Source organism: Knoellia altitudinis (assembly GCF_042666355.1).
Lineage (GTDB): Bacteria > Actinomycetota > Actinomycetes > Actinomycetales > Dermatophilaceae > Knoellia > Knoellia altitudinis.
Window position 1 is genome coordinate 592,789 of record NZ_JBHTDK010000001.1, and the last position, 20,392, is coordinate 613,180.

The 20,392-nt window shown below is 70.2% G+C and carries 22 protein-coding genes; 13 read left to right on the top strand and 9 right to left on the bottom strand.

The annotated features are described in order from the left end of the window. Positions 1 to 100: 100 nt before the first annotated feature. From ACFQW8_RS02690 to ACFQW8_RS02710, 5 genes are all read left to right on the top strand, one after another. On the top strand, positions 101 to 1,084 hold the full coding sequence (locus ACFQW8_RS02690; protein ID WP_380085437.1) for an ABC transporter ATP-binding protein: 984 nt from the start codon (positions 101 to 103) through the stop codon (positions 1,082 to 1,084). Then, entirely contained in the window at positions 1,081 to 1,890 is an 810-nt protein-coding gene (locus ACFQW8_RS02695; protein ID WP_380085438.1) for an ABC transporter permease, read from the top strand. Before ACFQW8_RS02690 ends, ACFQW8_RS02695 begins: the two co-directional genes overlap by 4 nt. A gap of 234 nt (positions 1,891 to 2,124) precedes the next feature. Beyond that, positions 2,125 to 6,054, top strand: coding sequence for a multifunctional oxoglutarate decarboxylase/oxoglutarate dehydrogenase thiamine pyrophosphate-binding subunit/dihydrolipoyllysine-residue succinyltransferase subunit (locus ACFQW8_RS02700; RefSeq protein ID WP_380085439.1), 3,930 nt, complete (start codon positions 2,125 to 2,127; stop codon positions 6,052 to 6,054). 75 nt (positions 6,055 to 6,129) lie between these two features. After that, entirely contained in the window at positions 6,130 to 6,306 is a 177-nt protein-coding gene (locus tag ACFQW8_RS02705) for a DUF6104 family protein (RefSeq protein WP_380085440.1), read from the top strand. A 3-nt stretch (positions 6,307 to 6,309) separates the two neighbouring features. Next, the gene (locus ACFQW8_RS02710; RefSeq protein ID WP_380085441.1) at positions 6,310 to 6,996 is read left to right on the top strand and encodes a GDSL-type esterase/lipase family protein; all 687 of its coding nucleotides are present in this window, start codon (positions 6,310 to 6,312) and stop codon (positions 6,994 to 6,996) included. Between the two features lie 9 nt (positions 6,997 to 7,005). On the opposite strand, the gene ACFQW8_RS02715 is transcribed toward ACFQW8_RS02710, so the two are convergent. Beyond that, positions 7,006 to 7,974, bottom strand: a complete 969-nt coding sequence (locus ACFQW8_RS02715) for a zinc-binding dehydrogenase (protein WP_380085442.1) — start codon at positions 7,972 to 7,974, stop codon at positions 7,006 to 7,008. 49 nt (positions 7,975 to 8,023) lie between these two features. Between ACFQW8_RS02715 and mmuM the strand changes: the two genes are divergently transcribed. Further along, positions 8,024 to 8,908, top strand: a complete 885-nt coding sequence (gene mmuM, locus ACFQW8_RS02720; protein WP_380085443.1) for a homocysteine S-methyltransferase — start codon at positions 8,024 to 8,026, stop codon at positions 8,906 to 8,908. A 34-nt stretch (positions 8,909 to 8,942) separates the two neighbouring features. Here the strand turns inward: mmuM and ACFQW8_RS02725 are convergent, their stop codons facing one another. Continuing rightward, the gene (locus ACFQW8_RS02725) at positions 8,943 to 10,100 is read right to left on the bottom strand and encodes an NAD(P)-dependent malic enzyme (RefSeq protein ID WP_380085444.1); all 1,158 of its coding nucleotides are present in this window, start codon (positions 10,098 to 10,100) and stop codon (positions 8,943 to 8,945) included. Between the two features lie 173 nt (positions 10,101 to 10,273). Between ACFQW8_RS02725 and ACFQW8_RS02730 the strand changes: the two genes are divergently transcribed. Both ACFQW8_RS02730 and sodN read left to right on the top strand, forming a co-directional pair. Beyond that, positions 10,274 to 10,633, top strand: a complete 360-nt coding sequence (locus ACFQW8_RS02730; protein WP_380085445.1) for a S24/S26 family peptidase — start codon at positions 10,274 to 10,276, stop codon at positions 10,631 to 10,633. Positions 10,634 to 10,699: 66 nt separating this feature from the next. Then, positions 10,700 to 11,101 carry a superoxide dismutase, Ni gene (gene sodN, locus ACFQW8_RS02735; RefSeq protein ID WP_380085446.1) on the top strand — a complete coding sequence of 134 codons (402 nt, stop codon included), beginning with the start codon at positions 10,700 to 10,702 and terminating at the stop codon, positions 11,099 to 11,101. A gap of 84 nt (positions 11,102 to 11,185) precedes the next feature. On the opposite strand, the gene ACFQW8_RS02740 is transcribed toward sodN, so the two are convergent. From ACFQW8_RS02740 to ACFQW8_RS02750, 3 genes are read right to left on the bottom strand one after another with little or no spacing between them, the layout of a single operon-like run. Continuing rightward, a complete protein-coding gene (locus ACFQW8_RS02740) occupies positions 11,186 to 12,517 on the bottom strand; it encodes an HD-GYP domain-containing protein (RefSeq protein WP_380085447.1) in 1,332 nt (443 codons plus the stop codon). Further along, positions 12,514 to 13,767 carry an HD domain-containing protein gene (locus ACFQW8_RS02745; protein ID WP_380085448.1) on the bottom strand — a complete coding sequence of 418 codons (1,254 nt, stop codon included), beginning with the start codon at positions 13,765 to 13,767 and terminating at the stop codon, positions 12,514 to 12,516. The genes ACFQW8_RS02740 and ACFQW8_RS02745 overlap by 4 nt, the downstream gene beginning before the upstream one ends. 16 nt (positions 13,768 to 13,783) lie before the next feature. After that, positions 13,784 to 13,918 (bottom strand): hypothetical protein, encoded by a 135-nt coding sequence (locus ACFQW8_RS02750; RefSeq protein WP_380085449.1) that lies wholly within the window; start codon positions 13,916 to 13,918, stop codon positions 13,784 to 13,786. Between the two features lie 166 nt (positions 13,919 to 14,084). Between ACFQW8_RS02750 and ACFQW8_RS02755 the strand changes: the two genes are divergently transcribed. Next, positions 14,085 to 14,159: a 50S ribosomal protein bL37 gene (locus ACFQW8_RS02755; RefSeq protein ID WP_009775747.1), complete on the top strand. Its 75-nt coding sequence runs from the start codon at positions 14,085 to 14,087 to the stop codon at positions 14,157 to 14,159. Positions 14,160 to 14,230: 71 nt separating this feature from the next. Here ACFQW8_RS02755 and rsrA read toward each other — a convergent pair whose 3' ends face one another. Continuing rightward, the gene (gene rsrA, locus ACFQW8_RS02760; RefSeq protein WP_380085450.1) at positions 14,231 to 14,596 is read right to left on the bottom strand and encodes a mycothiol system anti-sigma-R factor; all 366 of its coding nucleotides are present in this window, start codon (positions 14,594 to 14,596) and stop codon (positions 14,231 to 14,233) included. Then, positions 14,593 to 15,219, bottom strand: coding sequence for a sigma-70 family RNA polymerase sigma factor (locus ACFQW8_RS02765; RefSeq protein ID WP_380085451.1), 627 nt, complete (start codon positions 15,217 to 15,219; stop codon positions 14,593 to 14,595). Before ACFQW8_RS02765 ends, rsrA begins: the two co-directional genes overlap by 4 nt. 159 nt (positions 15,220 to 15,378) lie before the next feature. Between ACFQW8_RS02765 and ACFQW8_RS02770 the strand changes: the two genes are divergently transcribed. Continuing rightward, on the top strand, positions 15,379 to 15,918 hold the full coding sequence (locus ACFQW8_RS02770; RefSeq protein ID WP_380085452.1) for a ferritin: 540 nt from the start codon (positions 15,379 to 15,381) through the stop codon (positions 15,916 to 15,918). Between the two features lie 10 nt (positions 15,919 to 15,928). Here the strand turns inward: ACFQW8_RS02770 and ACFQW8_RS02775 are convergent, their stop codons facing one another. Continuing rightward, complete coding sequence (locus ACFQW8_RS02775) at positions 15,929 to 16,558, bottom strand: alpha/beta hydrolase family protein (RefSeq protein WP_380085453.1); 630 nt, start codon at positions 16,556 to 16,558, stop codon at positions 15,929 to 15,931. Further along, positions 16,555 to 17,397, bottom strand: coding sequence for an SOS response-associated peptidase (locus tag ACFQW8_RS02780; protein ID WP_380085454.1), 843 nt, complete (start codon positions 17,395 to 17,397; stop codon positions 16,555 to 16,557). Before ACFQW8_RS02780 ends, ACFQW8_RS02775 begins: the two co-directional genes overlap by 4 nt. A gap of 134 nt (positions 17,398 to 17,531) precedes the next feature. Between ACFQW8_RS02780 and ACFQW8_RS02785 the strand changes: the two genes are divergently transcribed. Genes ACFQW8_RS02785 through rsgA form a run of 3 tightly spaced genes read left to right on the top strand, consistent with a single transcriptional unit; the run spans position 17,532 to position 20,387 of the window. Then, entirely contained in the window at positions 17,532 to 18,071 is a 540-nt protein-coding gene (locus tag ACFQW8_RS02785) for a DoxX family protein (RefSeq protein WP_380085455.1), read from the top strand. Continuing rightward, a complete protein-coding gene (gene aroA, locus ACFQW8_RS02790) occupies positions 18,058 to 19,356 on the top strand; it encodes a 3-phosphoshikimate 1-carboxyvinyltransferase (protein WP_380085456.1) in 1,299 nt (432 codons plus the stop codon). The genes ACFQW8_RS02785 and aroA overlap by 14 nt, the downstream gene beginning before the upstream one ends. Then, positions 19,356 to 20,387, top strand: coding sequence for a ribosome small subunit-dependent GTPase A (gene rsgA / locus ACFQW8_RS02795; RefSeq protein WP_380085457.1), 1,032 nt, complete (start codon positions 19,356 to 19,358; stop codon positions 20,385 to 20,387). Before aroA ends, rsgA begins: the two co-directional genes overlap by 1 nt. Positions 20,388 to 20,392: the final 5 nt, after the last annotated feature.

Below are 20,392 nucleotides of genomic sequence, written 5' to 3' on the forward strand. Positions count from 1 at the left end.
GGACGGACCCCCACTCCACCGTGCGGTTGACCCTGACGCGGCGTGACCCTGCCAGAATTGCCGCCATGCAGAGACTTCAGCACGCAAGGGGGGACGCCTGATGACCGCCGCTTCGACGACCACCGGCGCACGCATCGAGGTACGCGACCTCACCAAGACCTTCGGTTCCTTCACCGCCGTCGACCAGCTCTCCTTCGAGGTCGAGCCCGGTCGGATCACCGGCTTCCTCGGCCCCAACGGCGCAGGCAAGACGACCAGCCTCCGGATGCTCCTCGGGCTCATCCACCCGACGTCGGGCACGGCGACCATCGACGGTCAGAACTACCACGACCTCGACCACCCGCAGTCGGTCGTGGGCTCGGCCCTCGAGGCGACGAACTTCCACCCTGGTCGCTCGGGGCGCGACCACCTGCGCGTCCTCGCCGCCGCAGGCGGCCTTCCCGACAGCCGCGTCGACGAGCTGCTCGAGCTGACCGGCATACCGGCTGCTGCCCGCAAGCGCGCCGGTGAGTACTCCATGGGCATGCGCCAGCGCCTCGGCCTGGCCGCGGCGCTCCTCGGCGACCCGCGAGTCCTCATCCTCGACGAGCCGTCGAACGGCCTCGACCCCGAGGGCATCCGCTGGCTGCGCGGCTTCCTGCGGCACCTCAGCAGCGAGGGCAAGACCATCCTCGTCTCGAGCCACCTCCTGCAGGAGGTCGAGGCCACGGTCGACGACGTCGTCATCATCGCCAACGGGCGACTCGTGCGCGAAGGCGCCATGTCCGAGCTGCGTGGCGCCCCGTCGACGGTGGTGCGCACGTCCGACGTCGACCAGCTCGCCGGCGCGCTGCGGGTCGCAGACGTCCTGGCCACCCCCGGAACCGACGGCGAGCTCATCGTCGAGACCACCGACAAGCGCCTCGTCGGTGACGTGGCCCTGCGAGCCGGACTACCGATCTGGGAGCTCCGCGACCGCCGGGCCGACCTCGAGGCACTCTTCTTCGAGCTCACCGAGGGCACCAACCGCAACCTGGGCGACGGCATCCCCGGCCCACCGACCGAACGAGATGCCGTCACCGGCCGGGAAGGGGCGAACGAATGATGGGCGCCGTCATCAAGTCCGAGTTCCTGAAGTTCTTCACCACCCGCATGTGGTGGGGACTGGCGATCGCCATGTTCGTCGCGGCCGCGCTCTTCGCCGTGCTCTTCGGCTTCCTGCTCACCATCCCACCGACTCCGGAGTCGATCGCGTCGGGCCAGCCCACCGGCAGCCCGCTCCAGATCGCCAACAGCGTCTACACCTCCGGCCTGACCATCGGCTACACCCTCACCCTGGTCATCGGCATCATGCAGATCGGCTCGGAGTACCGCCACAAGACCGTGACCAGCACGTTCCTCAGCACCCCCCGACGCATCCGGGTCATGCTGGCCAAGGTCGTCGCGCTGCTCGGCATCGGCGCCATCTACGGCTTGATCTCGCTCGTGGGGTCCGTCGTCGCCGGTGCCATCGTCCTGCAGTCGCGGGGGTTCGACCCCTTCCCGGGCACGCAGGTCCTCCGGGCCCTGGCCCTCAGCCTCCTGGTGCTTGGTCTCTGGGCGCTCATCGGCCTGGGGGTCGGCATCCTCATCCCCAACCAGGTCGCGGCCCTGCTCATCGCGATCGGCGTCGCCCAGATCGTCGAACCCCTCGCCAGCTTCGCGCTGACGTTCTGGGACTTCGGTCAGGAGCACGTGGCCAAGTTCATGCCGGGCCAGGCGACGAGCGCGATGGTCAGCGGGGTCACGCAGGGCGGGGACAACGCGGTGCAGCCCCTCACCTGGTGGGCGGCCGCTCTCGTGCTCGCCACCTACGCCGCCGTCCTCAGTGCCGTCGGCACCTGGCGGACCGTGCGCCAGGACATCTCCTAGAACTCCCGCACCGCGCACGTTGCGGGCCGGGCTCGGGGGCCGGCCTGCTCGCGCGGTGGGTGGGGAAGGAACGAGCCGGTATGCCGGGTGCGAGCCACCCGGCATACCGGCCCGTTTCGTTCGGAAAGCGTGCGTGCGGACGTGTCGGACCCACCCTCGGCACCCACGTCCGGAGGGATAGGCTGGTCAGACACGTGAATCTGACGTCAACACGCAGAAAGAGGCGTAACTGCCGTGCCCGACCAGTCCGCTCCGCACGACCCCCTGACCGCATTCGGACCCAACGAGTGGCTGGTGGACGAGCTCTACGAGCAGTACCAGAAGGACAAGAACTCGGTCGACAAGGCGTGGTGGGACTTCTTCGCCGACTACGACCCCACGAGCCCCAACGGTGGTGCCGGCAACGGCGGGCCCCAGAGCGCCGCGCCGGCAGCCCAGGCTGCTGACGCAGCGGCGGCTCGCCCTGCTCCCTCCCCGAAGCAGCCCGAGGTCGCGGCACCGAAGACCGAGGCGCCCAAGGCCGAACCCAAGGCACAGACGGCCAAGGCGGCAACGCCCAAGGCCGAACCCAAGACGGAGGCGCCCAGGGCCGAACCCAAGGCAGAGGCGGCCAAGGTCGCAACGCCCAAGGCTGAACCGAAGACGGAGGCGCCCAAGCCGGAGGCCACCAGGAGCGACTCCCCCGCGGACGCGCCGAAGCCCCGCGAAGCGGGTGCGCCGAAGACCGATGGCGCGGTCAACGCCCCGGAGCTGGCGCCGATCCGCGGGGCCAGCGCCCGTGTGGTCACCAACATGGAGGCGTCCCTGGCCGTCCCCACCGCGACGAGCGTGCGCGCCGTCCCCGCCAAGCTGCTCGTCGACAACCGCATCGTCATCAACAACCACCTCGCCCGCTCCCGCGGCGGCAAGGTGAGCTTCACCCACCTCATCGGCTTCGCCGTCGTCAAGGCGCTCGGCGCGATGCCGGCCATGAACAACGGCTACGCCACCGACGACAAGGGCAAGCCGGTCCTCGTGACCCCGGCCCACGTCAACTTCGGTCTCGCCATCGACCTTGAGAAGCCCGACGGCACGCGTCAGCTCCTCGTGCCCTCGATCAAGGCCGCCGAGACGATGGACTTCGCCCACTTCTGGACGGCATACGAGGAGATGGTCAGGAAGGCGCGCGGTGGCAAGCTCACCGTCGAGGACTTCCAGGGCACCTCCATCTCGCTCACCAACCCGGGCGGCATCGGCACGGTGCACTCCGTCCCGCGCCTCATGGCCGGCCAGGGGGCGATCGTCGGCGTCGGCGCCATGGACTACCCCGCCGAGTGGCAGGGTGCGAGCGACGAGACGCTCAACCGCAACGCCGTCTCCAAGATCCTCACGCTCACGAGCACCTACGACCACCGCATCATCCAAGGTGCCCAGTCCGGTGAGTTCCTGCGCGTGATCCACCAGCTGCTCCTCGGTGAGAACGGCTTCTACGACGAGATCTTCGAGAGCCTGCGCATCCCCTACGAGCCGGTGCGCTGGGTCCAGGACATCTCGGCGTCCCACGACGACGACATCAACAAGGTCTCGAGGGTCCAGGAGCTGATCCACGCCTACCGAGTGCGGGGCCACCTCATGGCCGACACCGACCCGCTCGAGTACAAGCAGCGGCGCCACCAGGACCTCGACGTCACGAGCCACGGCCTCTCCCTCTGGGACCTCGACCGCTTCTTCGCGACCGGCGGCTTCGGCGGCCAGCCGTTCCTCAAGCTCCGCAAGATCCTCGGCATCCTGCGAGACAGCTACTGCCGCAGCATCGGCGTCGAGTACATGCACATCCAGGACCCCGAGCAGCGCGAGTGGATCCAGTCCAAGATCGAGGTCGGCTACGCCAAGACGACCCGCGAGGAGCAGCTGCGGATCCTGCGCAAGCTCAACGCCGCCGAGGCCTTCGAGACATTCCTGCAGACCAAGTTCGTCGGCCAGAAGCGCTTCTCCCTCGAGGGTGGCGAGTCCGTCATCGCCCTCCTCGACCGCGTCCTGTCCCTCGCGGCCGAGGACGAGCTCGAGGAGGTCTGCATCGGTATGCCGCACCGCGGCCGCCTCAACGTCCTCGCCAACATCGCGGGCAAGTCCTACAGCCAGATCTTCCGCGAGTTCGAGGGCAAGCAGGACCCCAAGTCGGTCCAGGGCTCGGGCGACGTCAAGTACCACCTCGGCACCGAGGGGACCTTCACCGCCGAGGGGGGCGCGACGACCAAGGTCTACCTCGCGGCCAACCCGTCCCACCTCGAGGCCGTCAACCCGGTCCTCGAAGGCATCGTCCGCGCCAAGCAGGACCGCCTCGACCTCGCCGGCGAGGACTTCACCGTCCTGCCGGTCCTCATGCACGGTGACGCGGCCTTCGCCGGGCAGGGTGTCGTCGCGGAGACGCTCAACCTGTCGCAGCTGCGCGGCTACCGCACCGGTGGCACGGTCCACGTCGTCGTCAACAACCAGGTCGGCTTCACGACGTCACCGAGCTCGTCTCGTTCCTCGACCTACTCCACCGACGTCGCCCGGATGATCCAGGCGCCGATCTTCCACGTCAACGGTGACGACCCGGAGGCGTGCGTGCGAGTCGCCGAGCTCGCCTACGAGTTCCGCAAGGAGTTCTCCAAGGACGTCGTCGTGGACATGGTCTGCTACCGACGTCGCGGCCACAACGAGGGCGACGACCCGTCGATGACGCAACCGCTCATGTACAGCCTCATCGAGGCCAAGCGCAGTGTCCGCAAGCTCTACACCGAGTCGCTCATCGGTCGCGGTGACATCACCGTCGAGGACGCCGAGGCCGCGCTTCGCGACTACCAGCAGCAGCTGGAGCGGGTGTTCGTCGAGACCAAGGCGGCACTCAAGGAGAACGAGGCTGCTGCCGCCAGGGCCGCCGACGACAGCTACACGGGCACCGACGTCGAGGGCCACACCGGTCTCGAGCCGCCCATGGCCCAGACGGCCGACGCGACGACCCGGTCCGCGACCGAGACGGCGATCTCGCAGGAGGAGCTCAAGGCGATCGGCGAGGTCTTCGCGAACCCGCCGCACGGCTTCAGCGTCCACCCCAAGCTCCAGCAGATGCTCGACAAGCGTGTCGGCAGCGTCAGCCAGGGTGGCATCGACTGGGCCACCGGCGAGCTCCTCGCCTTCGGCTCGCTGCTCAAGGAGGGCACGCCCGTCCGCCTCGCCGGGCAGGACAGCCGCCGTGGCACCTTCGTGCAGCGGCACGCCGTCCTCATCGACAAGGAGACGGCACTCGAGTGGACGCCGCTGCTCTATCTCGGTGAGGGCCAGGGCCGGTTCTGGGTCTATGACTCCCTGCTCTCCGAGTTCGCCGCTCTGGGGTTCGAGTACGGCTACTCGGTCGAGCGCCCCGACGCGCTCGTCCTGTGGGAGGCCCAGTTCGGTGACTTCCTCAACGGGGCGCAGACCATCATCGACGAGTTCATCAGCAGCTCGGAGCAGAAGTGGGGCCAGCGCTCCTCCGTCGTGCTCCTGCTGCCGCACGGCTACGAGGGCCAGGGTCCGGACCACTCCTCCGCACGCATCGAGCGGTTCCTCCAGATGTGCGCCGAGGACAACATGACGGTGGCCTACCCGTCGACCCCGGCCAGCTACTTCCACCTGCTGCGCCGTCAGGCCTATGCCCGACCGCGTCGGCCGCTCATCGTCTTCACCCCCAAGTCGATGCTCCGCCTCAAGGCAGCATCGAGCATGCCCGACGACTTCACGACGGGCACGTTCCGGCCGATCCTCCCGGACCGGCAGGGTGCGACGAGCGGCACCGTCGACCGGGTGCTCCTCGCAGCGGGCAAGGCAGTGCACGAGCTCGAGGCCGAGCGGGCCAAGCGTGGTGACACGAGCACCGCGATCCTGCACATGGAGCAGTACTACCCGCTCCCGGGCAGGGAGCTCGCCGAGGAGCTGGCGAAGTACCCCGAGGCCGAGGTCGTCGTCGTCCAGGACGAGCCGCAGAACCAGGGTGCGTGGCCCTTCCTCGCGCTCAACCTGCCGGCCGCCCTCGCCGAGCACGACGTCCAGCGCCCCCTGCGGGTCCTGTCGCGCAAGGCGTCGGCCTCACCGGCCACCGGGTCGAACAAGAAGCACCAGGAGGAGCAGGCCGAGCTCATCGCGGCCGCCTTCACCCGCTGACCCACACCTGAAGGGAGTGAGGCCCCCAAGGCGTGGGTCCTCAGCCCCGCAGGCTGTGCACGTTAGGGTTCGATCGTGTACTTCACCGACCGAGGGATCGAGGAGCTCGAGGCCCGCAGGGGCGACGAGGACATCACCTTCGCCTGGCTCGCCGAGCAGCTGCGCACCTTCGTGGACCTCAACCCCGATTTCGAGACACCCGTCGAGCGGCTCGCCACCTGGCTGGCTCGGCTCGACGACGAGGACGACTGAACCATGACCGACCAGATCCACCGCCCCGAGCAGTCCGGCGGCGAACCCTCCGGCGACATCGAGTTCCGGCCGAGCGCCGACTTCAGCGTGCCCGGAGACGGTCCGCGAGACGTGGCCATCGTCTTCATGGGCGACTCCCTGGTGACCGGCGTCGGCGACCCCAAGGGGCAGGGATGGGTGACCCGGGTCATAGGGCGCACCTCCCATCCGGAGGTCGAGTTCACGGCATACAACCTCGGCATCCGTGGTCAGACGAGCGGTGACGTCCTCGCCCAGTGGCACCAGGAGTGCCCGCCCCGGTGGAAGTCGCGCAGCGAACGGCGGCTCGTCATCTCCTTCGGCGCCAACGACATCGCCGCGGGCGTGACGCTGGCACGGCACCGCCTCAACCTCGCCAACATCCTCGACGAGGCCGCGAGCAACGGCGTCTCGGCGTTCGTGGTGAGCAGTCCGCCGACGAGCGACGACGCGTTCAACGACAAGCTGGCCGTGCTCGTCGAGGCCCAGGCCGACGTCTGCTCGCGCCGGTCGGTGCCGTTCGTCGACTGCTACCGCCCGCTGGTCGGGCACGACCAGTGGCGCTCCGAGCTGAGAGCCAGCCGCGACGGGCAACACCCCGGCCAGGCCGGCTACGGCCTCATCGCCTGGCTCGTCCTGCACAACGGCTGGAACGAGTGGCTCCAGATCTGACGCGCTCGGTCAGGTTGTGAACACGACCTTGCCGGTGACCTGACCATCGACCATCCTGGCGAAGCCGTCGCGAGCGTCGGCGAGTGGGATGACGGAGTCGATGAGTGGCTCGATGCCCTGTGCGACAACGAAGTTCGCGAGCCTCTCCAGCTCTTCACGGGTGCCCATCGTCGAACCGATGACCCGGAGCTGCTTGAAGAAGATCTTGGTGAGCTCGGCCTTGGCCGGTGCATCGCCCGAAGTCGCACCGGAGATGACGATCGTCCCACCGGGCCGCAGGGCGTTGACCGAGTGCGACCACGTCGCGGCACCGACGGTCTCCATGACCGCGTCCACCCGCTCGGGCAGCCGCTCCCCCGATGCGAAGGCGCGATCCGCCCCGAGCGCCACGGCCTGCTCACCCTTGGCCTCGTCGCGGCTCGTCACCCACACCCTGATCCCGGCCGACGCGCCGAGCTGGACGAGCGCGGTGGCAACGCCGCCGGCCGCCCCCTGCACGAGGACAGTGCCTCCGGGCTGCACCTGCGAGTTCGTGAAGAGCATCCGGTATGCCGTGAGCCAGGCCGTCGGGAGACATGCCGCCTGCTCCCAGCTGAGCTCCGCCGGCTTGGGGACGAGGTTGGCGCGGGGGACGGCGACCTTGGTGGCCAGGGTGCCGTCGTGCAGCTCGGAGAGCAGGGTGCGGCGAGGATCAAGGGTCTCGTCACCCTGCCATCCATCGGACGGCACGACAGCGTGGACGATCACCTCGTTGCCCTCGGGGTCGACTCCGGCCGCATCGCAGCCGAGAACCATCGGCAACCGGTCGGGAGCCAGCCCGACGCCGCGCAGGGACCACACGTCGTGGTGGTTGAGGGCACACGTCCTGAGGTCCACGACGACCCAGCCCTCACGCGCCTGTGGGTCGGGGCGCTCCCCCACCTCGAGACCCGACAGCGGGTCGGCAGCGGACTGGGAGACGGCGGAGGCGGCGAGCATGGCTTCGACCCTACCCATGGCTCCGGGCCGGCAGTGCGACGATGTGGCGATGACCCTCGACGTGCTCCTCCGGCCCGGTCCGGTCGTCCTGGACGGCGGCTTCTCGACGGCGTTGGAGGCACGTGGCCACGACCTGTCCGGAAGCCTCTGGTCGGCCCGACTCCTGCGCCAGGCCCCGTCGGAGGTCGTGGCGGCGCACCGGACCTTCGTCGACGCGGGCGCCGAGATCGTCATCAGCGCGTCCTACCAGGCGAGCTATCTGGGATACGTCGCTGCCGGTCTGACCGAGGAGGAGTGTGACGCCGACCTCGACGCCTCCATCGGCCTGGCGCGTCAGGCCGCCGATGGCCGTGCCCTGGTCGCTGCCTCGGTCGGCCCCTACGGCGCTCACCTGGCCGATGGCTCCGAGTACACCGGCTACCCACAGGTGAGCCGAGCGACGTTGCGGGAGTTCCACGCCCGCAGGCTGGAGCGCCTCGTCGCGGCGAACCCCGACCTCGTGGCGGTCGAGACCATTCCCGAGGTCACGGAGGCCGAGGTGGTCGTCTCACTGCTGGCCGAGATCGCCCCCGACCTGCCCTACTGGGTCTCCTTCTCCGCGAGGGAGGGCGCGCGGCTCACCGGGGGCGCACCGTTCGGGGAGGCCGTCGACGTCGTGGGCGGAGCGGGCATCGCCGTCGGCGTGAACTGCACCGCACCCCGGCACCTCGACGAGCTCCTCGCCGCCGGCCGTCCCAGCGTGCCCTACGTCATCTATCCCAATGCGGGCGCGACCTACGACCCTGACAGCAAGACCTGGACCCAGGACGGCTCAACCCACTTCGCGCCGACCTCGGTGCAGCACTGGGCCCACCTCGGAGCCCGCTTCATCGGTGGGTGCTGCGGGATCGGCGCGGACGGCATCCGCGAGGTCGCGGAGGCCGTGCGCGCCTGACCCGGCAGGGCGCCGCGTCTGTCGGGTCCGGCGTTCAGGCGAGCTGGGCCACGGCGGCCGCCACGGCGTCGGCGACCCCCGGCGCGAAGACACTCGGCACGATCTCCGCGGCGCTCGGTTCAGCCACCATGGTGGCGATGGCCTCGGCAGCAGCGAGCTTCATCGCCTCCGTGACCTGGCTCGCGCCGGAGTCCAGCGCTCCCCGGAAGATCCCGGGGAATGCCAGGACGTTGTTGATCTGGTTCGGGAAGTCCGAGCGACCCGTGGCGACGACGGCTGCGTGGCGGTGGGCCACGTCCGGGTGCACCTCGGGGTCGGGGTTCGCGAGCGCGAAGATGATGGCGTCCGGCGCCATCCTCGAGATCTCCGCCTCGGGCACGGTGCCGCCGGAGACTCCGATGTAGACGTCGGCGTCGACGAGCGCGGCGCCGATCAGGCCGGTCAACCCGCGGGGGTTGGTGGAGGCGGCGATGCGGGGCTTGTGCCCGGTGAGATCCGTGCGTGAGGGCGAGATGATGCCACGCGAGTCGCAGACGACGACGTCCCGGACCCCGGCCCGCTGGAGCAGCCCGGTGACCGCGACCCCCGCCGCACCGGCGCCGGCGACGACGACTCGGAGCCCGTGCAGGGGGCGACCCACGACCTTGGCGGCGTTGGTGAGGCCTGCCAGGACGACGATCGCGGTGCCGTGCTGGTCGTCGTGGAAGACCGGTATGTCGAGGCGTTCCTTGAGCTGGCTCTCGATCTCGAAGCAGCGCGGGGCCGAGATGTCCTCGAGGTTGATCCCACCGTAGGACGGGGCGATCCGGGCGATGGCCTCGACGAGCTCGTCCACCGTGCCGGTCTCCATGCACACAGGCACGGCGTCGATCCCGCCGAAGTGCTTGAAGAGGATGGCCTTGCCCTCCATGACCGGCATGGCCGCGAGCGGTCCGATGTCACCGAGCCCGAGGACGGCTGTCCCGTCGGTGATGACGGCAACGGTGTTGCGACGGGTGGTGTAGCGCGCCGAGAGGCTGGGGTCCTCGGCTATTGCGCGGCAGACGTCTGCCACACCCGGCGTGTAGAGCAACGACAGGTCATCGCGGTCGCGCAGCGGCTGCGTGGCGTGTACGCCGAGCTTTCCGCCCTCGTGGGCCCGGAAGACCGGCCCGTCGAAGTCGAAGCTCGAGTACACCGGTGACGCAGACATGACGGGGGCTCCCAACGTGCAGACAGGTGGCGCGACCGAAGGATTCGGTGCGACGTGCCGTGCCCCTGGTGCGGGGCGGCGATGGGCGGGAGGTGTGCCGCGCGTTGTCATCCTCGCACGCGTCGGGTCGGCGCGTCCGTGGGTCGTGACGTGCGCAATGCCACAATCGCCTGGTGCTACCGCGACCACTCCCCCGCCCCCGCGTCGTCCGTGTGCGCGGCCGGTCGATGGAGCCGACGTTGCACGAGGGCGACCTCCTGCTGGTGCTCTGGGGGGCTCGGTCACGACCCGGCAGCGTCGCTGTCGTCCGGCTCCCGGCCGACAGCAGGGGCACCGCCCGACCGGTCTCGGTCAAGCGCATCGCGGGCGCCGACCCAGGTGACCCAAGCCGTTGGTGGCTCGACTCCGACAACCCTCGGGAGGGCCTGACGTCGTTCGAGGTCGGCTCGATCACCCCTGAGGACGCTCTCGCGACCGTGGTCGCCCGGATCTGGCCGCGACCCGGAAGGCTGCCCACGCGGCATACGCCCTGATCCCTCCGCGTGCGGTCGTTGTAGGTTGGGAAGCGGCCACAACTCAGCCCAACGAAAGGGACGTTCATGCGCCTCCCCGCTCTGTTCAGCATCACCGATGTCAGCGCCCACTGCGACCTGCCCTGCGGCGTCTACGACCCCGCCCAGGCCCGCATCGAGGCGGAGTCGATCAAGGCGATCATCGCCAAGGTTGCCGACAACGACGACCCCGACTTCCGCACCCGCGCGATCCTCATCAAGGAGCAGCGCTCGGAGCTCGTCAAGCACCACCTGTGGGTGCTCTGGACCGACTACTTCAAGCCGCCGCACTTCGAGAAGTTCCCCAACCTGCACACTCTGGTCAACGAGGCGACCAAGCTCGCCGGCGCCTCCGGCACCAAGGGTGAGCTCGACGCGGCCAAGGCCGACGAGCTCCTCGCCAAGATCGACGAGATCGACGCGATCTTCAAGGAGACCAAGAAGGCCTGACCGCGACAGCGAGTCACGCACCGCGAGCCCCGACGCACGACGCGTCGGGGCTCGCGGCCGTCCGAGGACCTCTGCAGGGTCGGGTCAGGTGTGGCTCGGCTGGTGGACCGTGCGGATGAGGGCCTCGACCACCTCGGGGTCATACTCGTAGCCGAGCCCCAGGTGGATCCGCTCCAGGGCGGCCTCGATCGAGGACGCGTCGGTGCGGCCGTGCGAGAAGTCGTCGAACGCGTTGGCGACCTTGATGATCCGACTCTCGATCGGGACCTTCTCGTTCCACTCGCGGACGTGTCGGAACGGAGTCGTCTGCCCCTCCATGAGGTCGGCCACGCGGTCCAGGACCTCGGTGCGACGGACGATGCGCGCCCCCTCGGAGGCGATCCGCCGCTGGTCGTCGGGAGCGGCCAGCACCGTGGCGCCGTCAGGGATCGGGGACCTGAGCCCGACCTGGCCCAGGTCATGCAGGAGGGCGGCGTACTCGAGGTCCTGGACCTGCTCGGCATGCATGCCCATGGAGCGCGCGATGCTCACCGAGCGGGACGCGACCCGCGAGGCGTGGCCGGTCGGTGTGTAGCCAGCCACCTCGGTGAGCTGCGACAGGGTGGCGATCGTCTGACGGTAGGTCGCGCGGTTCGTCGTGTACCGGCGCACGGCGACGTAGGTCAGCACCATCGGGAGGAGGCCGAGCGGCAGCGCCGCAAGGCCGACGACGGGAGCGAGGAAGGCCACGAGGGGGCCCGCCGCCAGGAGGCCGAGGGTCAGCGCCTGAGCCTCCCCGAGCTCCTCGGAGAGTGCGCTCGCGACCGGCAGGGAGCGCCGCTGTGCGCGCACGAGACCGGTGAGGATGATCTCGACATAGAGACCTGCCGCAGCAGCGCCCATCATCACGACAGCCACGAGCCACGGCGGTCGGCCGTCGTCCAGCTGCCAGGCCCATTCCCCCGCCCCGCCGTCCAGGGGGACTGCACGCATCAGGCTCGCCGTGACCCCCACGCCGACGGTCCGGGCGGCGACGACGTACCAGTGGGTCCGGCGATGAAGGACCCGCCCGACCAGGGTCCCCACGCACAAGGACCCGGCCACGACGATGGCGACGATGCCGGCCGGGACGTCGAAGACGGGATGCCCCTCGACCGAGCCCAGCACCGCCAGGGCGATCGCCGACGCCGTCGAGACCGGCGCCGCCACGCGCCCCGAGGGCATCTGCACGCGGAACTGCTCGCCCACGACGATGGCCACGGCGAACGCAGCCAGGACAGAGCTGTGGTCGCGCACCGCCAGGTCGAGGCGTGCGGACTCGGTGATCAGGGAGGACAGGACCGTGATGGCGCCGAGCAAGAGCACGATCGGCTCCACCCGGCGAGAGGGCCGGGCCCTCGTGGCGATGAGCGCCCCGACCCGCGGCGGAGGAGTCATGACGTCGTCACCATGCCCTCACCGGAACCATCATGGAGGCGGGCGACCCTGGCCAGGGCTGCGAGCATCCGGTCCGCCTCAGCGGTCGCCGGTCTGCGCTCGCGCACCCGGGCGATGGCAGCGGAGGGACTGACCCGGTCCTCGCCGTGGAGGATGAGGTCGAACTCGTCCGCCGCTCGCACGATGTCGGCCGCGAGCGAGAGCTCGGCCCCGGAGGCCTCCGCCCTCGCGACCTCCTCCATCACGGACGAGGCCCCCGCGAGGAACGGAAGGCTCTGCAGCATGGCCGCACCTCTGAGAGCTGCGCCGCCTGCCTGGTCGACGCCCTCCTGCCCCGGAGCGACGACCACCCGGCCGAGGTCGTGCAGGAGGCCGGCCGTCCGGACGTCGGCGACCTCCTTGGGGCCCAGACCGAGCTCCTGGGCCATGAGCGCGGCCATGGTGGAGACGCGTCCGCTGTGCCCCTCCAGGACAGGCGCCCGGGTCTCGATCGCTGTCACCAGGGCCCCCAGCGCTCGTTCCCTGGCGTCCCGCTCCTCGCCGTACTGGAGGAGGGCCCAGCGCGCCCCCGCCAGCGGTGCCAGTGCGACAAGCACCGCGACCGGACCGAGCTCACCCGGGAGCCACATGATCACGACCAGGAAGGCGATGATCCCGTAGGCGAACTGGGTCAGACCCGAGCTCGTCAGCATGTCGACGAGCTGCAGCTGGAGAGGCACGCCTGCCGTGAGCCGGATCACGCCGGCCACGAGGACGGCGTTGGCCAGAAGGTTGACGGCGTCGGCGACGACGATGGGCAGGCCGACGTGCAGCACGAGCTGGAGCGCCCCGTGGAGCTCGTCGACCGCGAGCGACCCCCCGGCCAGGTCGTAGGCGATCCCCCCGACCATCGCGGACGCCGACGCCATGGCCACGTTGAAGAGCCGTCGATGAAGGGCGATGCGACGCCGGGTGAGGACCGCCATGGCCAGACCCACCACTCCGGCCCCCAGCGGCCCGACGATGGGGATCGCTGCCAGGACGACGACGTTGTCGGCGGTGAAGTGGATGCGTCCGTCACTCGATGTGGACGGAAGCCACCACGTCAGCGCGCCAAGGAACGCCAGGACCACCAGGGCGACCCAGTCAGCCGGCCAGCCGTACCGTAGGTACGAGTAGCACCCGAGACCGAGCGCCACAAGCACCACGACGCCGATGTAGGTCGGCGTCGTGTATCGCGCGGGGAGTGAGGCCGGGGTCTCCGGCGTCACCACATCGGACAGGTGTTCACCACTGCCAGCCGGCAGCCTTCACCGAGGTGTTCTTGGCGGGGGAGGAGTCTCCGGCCTGGGCGGAGGTCGCACCGATCGTGGAGAGAGCGGCGAGGACGACGGCGACGGCAGCGATACGGAGGGAGCGCATGATAAGACCTTTCGTTGGTCCCGACCAGGGAAGCCAGGACTGAGTTGCCCATTATCCCACGCTTCCCAGGTGTGCGACAATGAAAATGACGCACGAGCGATCTGGGGAGCCCTTGGCACCGTCAGGGCTCTGCCGCCCGCTCACCCCCGAACCTCGAGGAGTTCCCATGAGCAAGCGCGCCCGCAAGCGCCGCTCGCGCAAGGGCAACAAGGCCAACCACGGCCGCAAGCCCAACGCCTGAGCACAGTGCACCAGCCGACGAAGGGGCCACCACCATGCGGTGGTCGCCCCTTCGTCACACCCGAAGGCGAGTCAGCGATCGAGCTCCATGCGCACCATGGTGATCCGTTGGAGGACCTGGACGCGTAGCTGGTCGGGGCAGGGCTCGCCACCACCGGAGCGACGCACGGCAGCCTTCACGGCACGGTCCAGGTCGTGTTCGTGCAGGCATGGTCCGCAGGCCTCGAGATGCTCCGCGACCCGCGCGACGTCGGCCGGCTGCATCTCGCCGTCGAGGTACTCATAGATCCGGTGCAGGACCTCGGAGCACTCTGCATGGGACTCGACGTGGGACCCCGCGGACCCACCACCTGGGTCGACATGGCCCTCGTGGTCGACGTGGCCGTCGCGGACGCCATGGTTGTGGGTACCTCGGGCGCTGTTCACGTTCTCGTTCACGACGAGACCTCCTTGCCGAAGCCGCGCTCAGCGGCATACTCCGTCAGCATCTCGCGGAGCTGACGACGACCGCGGTGGAGACGGGACATCACGGTGCCGATGGGGGTTCCCATGATCTCGGCGATCTCCTTGTAGGCGAACCCCTCGACGTCGGCGAGGTAGACCGCCATCCGGAAGTCCTCGGGCAGGTCCTGGAGGGCCCGCTTGATCTCGGAGTCGGGAAGGTGGTCGAGTGCCTGCGCCTCGGCCGACTTCAGACCCGAGCTCGTGTGCGACTCGGCTCGCGCCAGCTGGTAGTCCTCGACGTCGGACGCATCGGACTGGAGCGGTTCGCGCTGCTTCTTGCGATAGGTGTTGATGTAGGTGTTGGTGAGGATGCGGTACATCCACGCGCGCAGGTTGGTCCCCGGCTTGTACTGGTGGAAGGCCGCGAACGCCTTGGCGTAGGTCTCCTGCAGCAGGTCCTCGGCATCGGCCGGGTTGCGCGTCGTGCGCATCGCCGCGGCATACAGCTGGTCGAGGAGGGGCAGCGCCTCCGCCTCAAACCGCGCCTGCTTCTGCGCCGGGGTCTCGGTCGCGAGATCCACGCCGGTCTCGTCGCTGGTCGTCTGTGGTGTGGTCATCGCGGTCCAGCCTAGACCCGTCTCGGCGGGTGACGTCGTGTGCAGTACGAGCACGGGCAGACCTCTCGGTGACGCGGTGCGCCGACGACTTCTCGGTGCGGGAACAGGGGGTTCAACAGGTGGGAAGGAGGCGCCATTCCCCGCGTGTAGCGTTTGCGCATGTTCACCTCGCCCACGACCTCGTTCGTCACTCTCCTTCGCGAGCAGGTTCGCCACGAGTTCACCGCGAGCCAGCAGTACATCGCAATCGCGGTGTGGTTCGACGACCTGGACCTCCCCCGGCTCGCCGAGCGCTTCTATGCGCAGAGCGTGGAGGAGCGCAACCACGCGATGATGATGGTCCGCTACATGCTCGACCGGGACTGGGACGTCGAGATCCCCGGGGTCGACCCCGTGCGCAACTCCTTCGACCGGCCGGCGGAGCCCATCGCCCTGGCCTTCGAGCAGGAGAAGACCGTGACCGAGCAGTGCGAGGCCCTCTTCCGGGCGGCCCGCGCCGAGGGTGATGTCCTCAGCGAGCAGTTCATGCTGTGGTTCCTCAAGGAACAGGTCGAGGAGGTGTCGTCGATGAAGACCCTGCTCACGATCACCGAGCGTGCCGACGACGACTGGTTCCAGGTCGAGGAGCACCTCGCGCGCGAGCCGCAGGTCGAGCCCGACGACTCCTCGGCACCGGACGTCGCCGGCGGCCTGCTCTGAGGCGCCGCCGCTAGGCGACCTGCTCGAGGAAGGCCAGCGCGGCGGCGACCAGCGGCCCCGTCGCCCTGATCGTGTGCTCGCCCCTGACCGCAGTGACGTATGCCGGGTCGTCGAGCTCCGCACGCACTTCACCCGGGGTGCCGAACGGGTCCCGCTCCCCCTGTACGACGTGCAGCGGGATCCCGGCCGCCAGCGGCAGCCTCAGCTCGTCGGCGCGCGAGACCTCTGGCCGGCCCGGCGGATGCAGCGGGAACGACAGGCACAGCACGGCGTCGGCCTCGAGGTCTGCTGCGGTGCGGCAGGCGACGCGGGCGCCGTTGCTCTTGCCCGAGAGGACGAGCGGTCCGGGCAGGCGCGCCCGGCCACTACGCAGGGTCTGCACCACGGGGAGCCAGGCCTCGTCCTGCGGGACGGGACGCGGCGGCATACGGCGTCCGGCCACGCCCCATGCCTGCTGCACGAACGCGACCGCCCAGCCCCGCTCGACGAGTCCGTCCCGGACCGCGACGAGCTCGGCACCACCCAGCCGACCGCTCGCACCGTGGGTGAGGACGACGGTTCCGCACGCCCGGGGTGGCCTCGAGACGTGGGCGTGGGCAGGGCCCAGCGGGGTCTGCACCTCCACGAGTCGCGTGGTCATGTCGGCGACCCGATGATCTCACCGGTCGTCGGATCGACGACCCCGTGCAGCTCGGACTCGGGGACCGGGTCCAGCAGCTGCGGTCCGTTGGAGCGGTTGCTGCTCACGGCCCGGGAGACGGGGTATGCCGTGAAGCGTCCGGCGGCGTGGGTCTGGAGCAGGTCGGCCACGTGCCCGAGGTCGCTGAGGTCCGGGTCGAGCCAGTCATCGAACTGCGCCGGCTCGAGGACCAGTGGCTGACGGTCGTGGATGCGGTCGAGTCCGGGCTCGGCCTCGGTCGTGATGATCGTGAACGTCGTCAACCACGCGGAGGGGTCGTCCCCGTCGCTGACCGCGGGGTCGCGCCAGAACTCGTAGAGCCCGGCGAACGCGCAGCTTGCGCCGTCGCCTCGACAGGTGAAGAAGGGCTGCTTGAGTGGTTTGCCCTTGGCGTCGGTCGCGGTCGGTGAGGCCTGCCACTCGTACCAGCCGCGGGCGGGCACGAGGCAGCGTCGGCGCGCGGCCGCCTTGGCGTAGGCCGGCTTCTCCAGCACGGACTCTGCGCGCGCGTTGATCATCCGGACCCCAGACCTGGGGTCCTTGGACCAGCTCGGGACCAGGCCCCACGTGAGCAGTCGGAGCTGCCGGGTCGCAGGGGCGTCGGACTCGCCCCGTGGTGACCTCGTGAGCACCACCGGGGCCTGCTTGGTCGGGGCCATGTTGTGGTCCGGGGTGCCCGGAGGGGGTGACTGCGGGTTGACGAGCACGCTGCGGGAGGGCTCGGCCACACGGTCGTCGTCGACCTCGAACTCGAGGGTCAGCTCATCAGGGTTGGCCGTGGCCGCATACCGCCCGCACATGCGGCCAATCTACGCAGGGGCAACGACATGGGCGGGGACAGCCGCACGAGGGGCGACCCTCGAAGCCACGGATGGGTGCGCACCAACTACGGTAGGAGCAGGTCCACGATCCGTCCCGACCCCGAGGAGGACGCATGTCGCTCGTGCGTCGCGTTGCCCGTCCCATGCTCGCCGCCATGTTCGTCGTGGGAGGCCTCGACCAGCTCAAGCATCCGGGCGCCAAGGCCAAGGCGGCGGGCCCGGTGCTCGACCAGGCGCAGAAGCTCGGCCTGCCCGACGACCCCGAGCTCCTCGTGCGAGCCAGCGGCGCCGCGATGGTCGGTGGAGGCGCGCTGCTCGCGACCGGCCACGTCCCACGGCTGGCGTCGACGGTCCTCGCAGGCACCCTGCTGCCGACGACCCTCGTGGCACACCCCTTCTGGAACGAGTCCGACCCGCAGAAGCGGGCGCAGCAGAGGATCCAGTTCCTCAAGAACCTCGGCCTGCTCGGTGGCCTGCTCCTCGCCGCTGTCGACACCGACGGCAAGCCCAGCCTGGGCTACCGTGCCAGGCTCGCCGGTGAGAGCGCGCAACGCACCGCCCGCACGACGAAGCGCGAGGCCCGACACGCGGCCAAGGCCGCTCGCCGCGAGGCCCGACTGAAGGCGGCCCAGGCACAGAATGCCCTCACCTGACTGGACCTGCCCGGCGACCACCGAGCCCGTGGACGCGGTGGTCGACCTCCCCGGCAGCAAGTCGCTGACCAACCGCTTCCTCGTCCTGGCCGCCCGGGCCAGTGGGGTCTCTCGGCTTCGGTCGCCGCTGCGCTCCCGGGACACCCTCCTCATGGTGGGCGCCCTCCGCGGTCTCGGGGCGGAGGTCGAGGAGGTCGACGGGGACGACTGGCTCGTCACACCCGGTGAGACGCAGGGTGAGCCCCTGGTCGACTGCGGACTCGCGGGCACGGTCATGCGCTTCGTCCCACCCCTCGCTGCACTCGCCCACGGTCCGGTGCACTTCGACGGGGACCCACAGGCGCGGACCCGGCCCATGGGTCCGGCACTCGAAGCGATGCGCGCCCTCGGAGTCCGGATCGACGACGACGGCCGTGGTGCGCTGCCGTTCACCGTTCGCGGCGCCGGCTCCGTCCGTGGCGGTGCCGTGACCCTCGACGCCTCGGCGTCGTCCCAGTTCATCTCCGCCCTGCTCCTCTCAGGTCCCCACTACGACCACGGCGTGACGATCCATCACGACGGCAAGCCGGTGCCCAGCCAGCCGCACATCGACATGACGGTCGAGGCGCTGCGCGATGCCGGAGCGGACGTCGACGACACCGAGCCCAACCTGTGGCGCGTCGAGCCCGGCCCGCTCAACCCGCTCGACGTCCAGATCGAACCTGACCTGTCGAACGCGGCCCCCTTCCTGGCGGCCGCGCTCGTCACCCGCGGAAGGGTGCGCGTCCCCGGGTGGCCGCAGCACACGACCCAGGCCGGCGACGAGATCCGCGACATCCTCGACGAGATGGGCGCCGACGTCAGTCTTGCTCGCGACGGGCTCACCGTGAGCGCGGTCGACGGGTTCGGCGGCGTCGACGTGGACCTCCACGACGCCAGTGAGCTGACACCGGTCGTCGCTGCCCTCGCGGCGCTCGCCGAAGGACCCAGCCTCATCCGTGGCGTGGCGCACATCCGCGGCCACGAGACGGATCGGCTGGCCGCCCTGGCGCGCGAGCTGGGCGCCCTAGGAGCCATCGTGACCGAGACCGAGGACGGCCTGCACATCACGCCACGGCCCCTCTCCCCCACGACCTTTCACACCTACGCCGACCATCGCATGGTCATGGCTGGTGCGGTCATCGGGCTGGCCGTGCCCGGCGTCGTCGTCGAGGACGTCGACACGGTCGCCAAGACCCTGCCCACCTTCACGACCCTGTGGGCCGGCATGCTCGGGCGGCACCGGGCCGAGGGACGCACTGCCTGATGGCGCGGGCCACGAGCGACTACGACGAGTCCGACGCCCGGATCCGTCCCAGCAAGCGTGGCAGCCGTCCTCGGTCCAAGGACCGACCGGCCCACCTCGACGCAGTCCCCGGCATGGTCATCGGAGTCGACCGCGGTCGCTACACCGTCCTGATGGAGCCCGGATCCGCTGACGAACGCATCGTCGTGGCCATGCGCGCCCGCGAGCTCGGCCGCAAGGGCATCGTCGTCGGCGACGACGCGCTGCTCGTCGGTGACGTCTCGGGCAGCCCCGACGCCCTCGCCCGCATCGTGCGGGTCGAGCCCCGGCGCACCCTCCTGCGCCGCACAGCGGACGACACCGACCCCGTCGAGCGGGTCATCGTGGCCAACGCCGACCAGCTCGTCGTCGTCTGCGCCCTCGCCAACCCCGAGCCTCGCCCCCGGCTCATCGACCGCTGCCTCGTGGCGGCGTACGACGCGGGGATGGCGCCGCTGCTCGCCCTCACCAAGGCCGACCTGGCGGATCCGGCGCCGTTCCTCGAGAACTACGCGCCCCTCGAGGTGCCTGCCGTCATCACGGCGACCACGGACGCCGACGGAACCGACGGCCTCGACGCCGTGCGCGACGCCCTGCGCGGGCATGTCAGCGTGCTCGTCGGCCACTCGGGGGTCGGCAAGTCCACTCTCGTCAACGCCCTCGTCCCGGGCGCCTACCGGGCAGTCGGTGTGGTCAACGACGTCACCGGTCGCGGGCGGCACACCTCGACGTCGGCCGTCGCGCTGCGCCTGCCCGACGGCGACGGCTGGGTCATCGACACGCCGGGGATCCGGTCGTTCGGCCTGGCCCACGTCGACCCCGAACGCATCATCACGCACTTCCCAGAGCTCGAGTCCGGCACCGACGCGTGCCCCCGCGGCTGCACCCACGACGAGGAGGAGTGCGCCCTCGACCAGTGGGTGGCCGACGGCCATGCCGGGCCCTCAGGGGTCTCCCGCCTGGAGTCGTTGAGGCGGCTGCTGCGCACCCGCCAACCCCAGACCGGCGACTGACCCGG

Excerpts from the sequence above, each read along its gene's own strand:
- ACFQW8_RS02690 (WP_380085437.1), top strand. The coding sequence starts at position 101 with ATGACCGCCGCTTCGACGACCACCGGCGCACGCATCGAGGTACGCGAC.
- ACFQW8_RS02695 (WP_380085438.1), top strand. The coding sequence starts at position 1,081 with ATGATGGGCGCCGTCATCAAGTCCGAGTTCCTGAAGTTCTTCACCACC.
- ACFQW8_RS02710 (WP_380085441.1), top strand. The coding sequence starts at position 6,310 with ATGACCGACCAGATCCACCGCCCCGAGCAGTCCGGCGGCGAACCCTCC.
- ACFQW8_RS02715 (WP_380085442.1), bottom strand. The coding sequence starts at position 7,974 with ATGCTCGCCGCCTCCGCCGTCTCCCAGTCCGCTGCCGACCCGCTGTCG.
- mmuM (WP_380085443.1), top strand. The coding sequence starts at position 8,024 with ATGACCCTCGACGTGCTCCTCCGGCCCGGTCCGGTCGTCCTGGACGGC.
- ACFQW8_RS02725 (WP_380085444.1), bottom strand. The coding sequence starts at position 10,100 with ATGTCTGCGTCACCGGTGTACTCGAGCTTCGACTTCGACGGGCCGGTC.
- sodN (WP_380085446.1), top strand. The coding sequence starts at position 10,700 with ATGCGCCTCCCCGCTCTGTTCAGCATCACCGATGTCAGCGCCCACTGC.
- ACFQW8_RS02740 (WP_380085447.1), bottom strand. The coding sequence starts at position 12,517 with ATGACTCCTCCGCCGCGGGTCGGGGCGCTCATCGCCACGAGGGCCCGG.
- ACFQW8_RS02750 (WP_380085449.1), bottom strand. The coding sequence starts at position 13,918 with ATGCGCTCCCTCCGTATCGCTGCCGTCGCCGTCGTCCTCGCCGCTCTC.
- ACFQW8_RS02765 (WP_380085451.1), bottom strand. The coding sequence starts at position 15,219 with ATGACCACACCACAGACGACCAGCGACGAGACCGGCGTGGATCTCGCG.
- ACFQW8_RS02770 (WP_380085452.1), top strand. The coding sequence starts at position 15,379 with ATGTTCACCTCGCCCACGACCTCGTTCGTCACTCTCCTTCGCGAGCAG.
- ACFQW8_RS02775 (WP_380085453.1), bottom strand. The coding sequence starts at position 16,558 with ATGACCACGCGACTCGTGGAGGTGCAGACCCCGCTGGGCCCTGCCCAC.
- ACFQW8_RS02780 (WP_380085454.1), bottom strand. The coding sequence starts at position 17,397 with ATGTGCGGGCGGTATGCGGCCACGGCCAACCCTGATGAGCTGACCCTC.
- ACFQW8_RS02785 (WP_380085455.1), top strand. The coding sequence starts at position 17,532 with ATGTCGCTCGTGCGTCGCGTTGCCCGTCCCATGCTCGCCGCCATGTTC.
- aroA (WP_380085456.1), top strand. The coding sequence starts at position 18,058 with ATGCCCTCACCTGACTGGACCTGCCCGGCGACCACCGAGCCCGTGGAC.
- rsgA (WP_380085457.1), top strand. The coding sequence starts at position 19,356 with ATGGCGCGGGCCACGAGCGACTACGACGAGTCCGACGCCCGGATCCGT.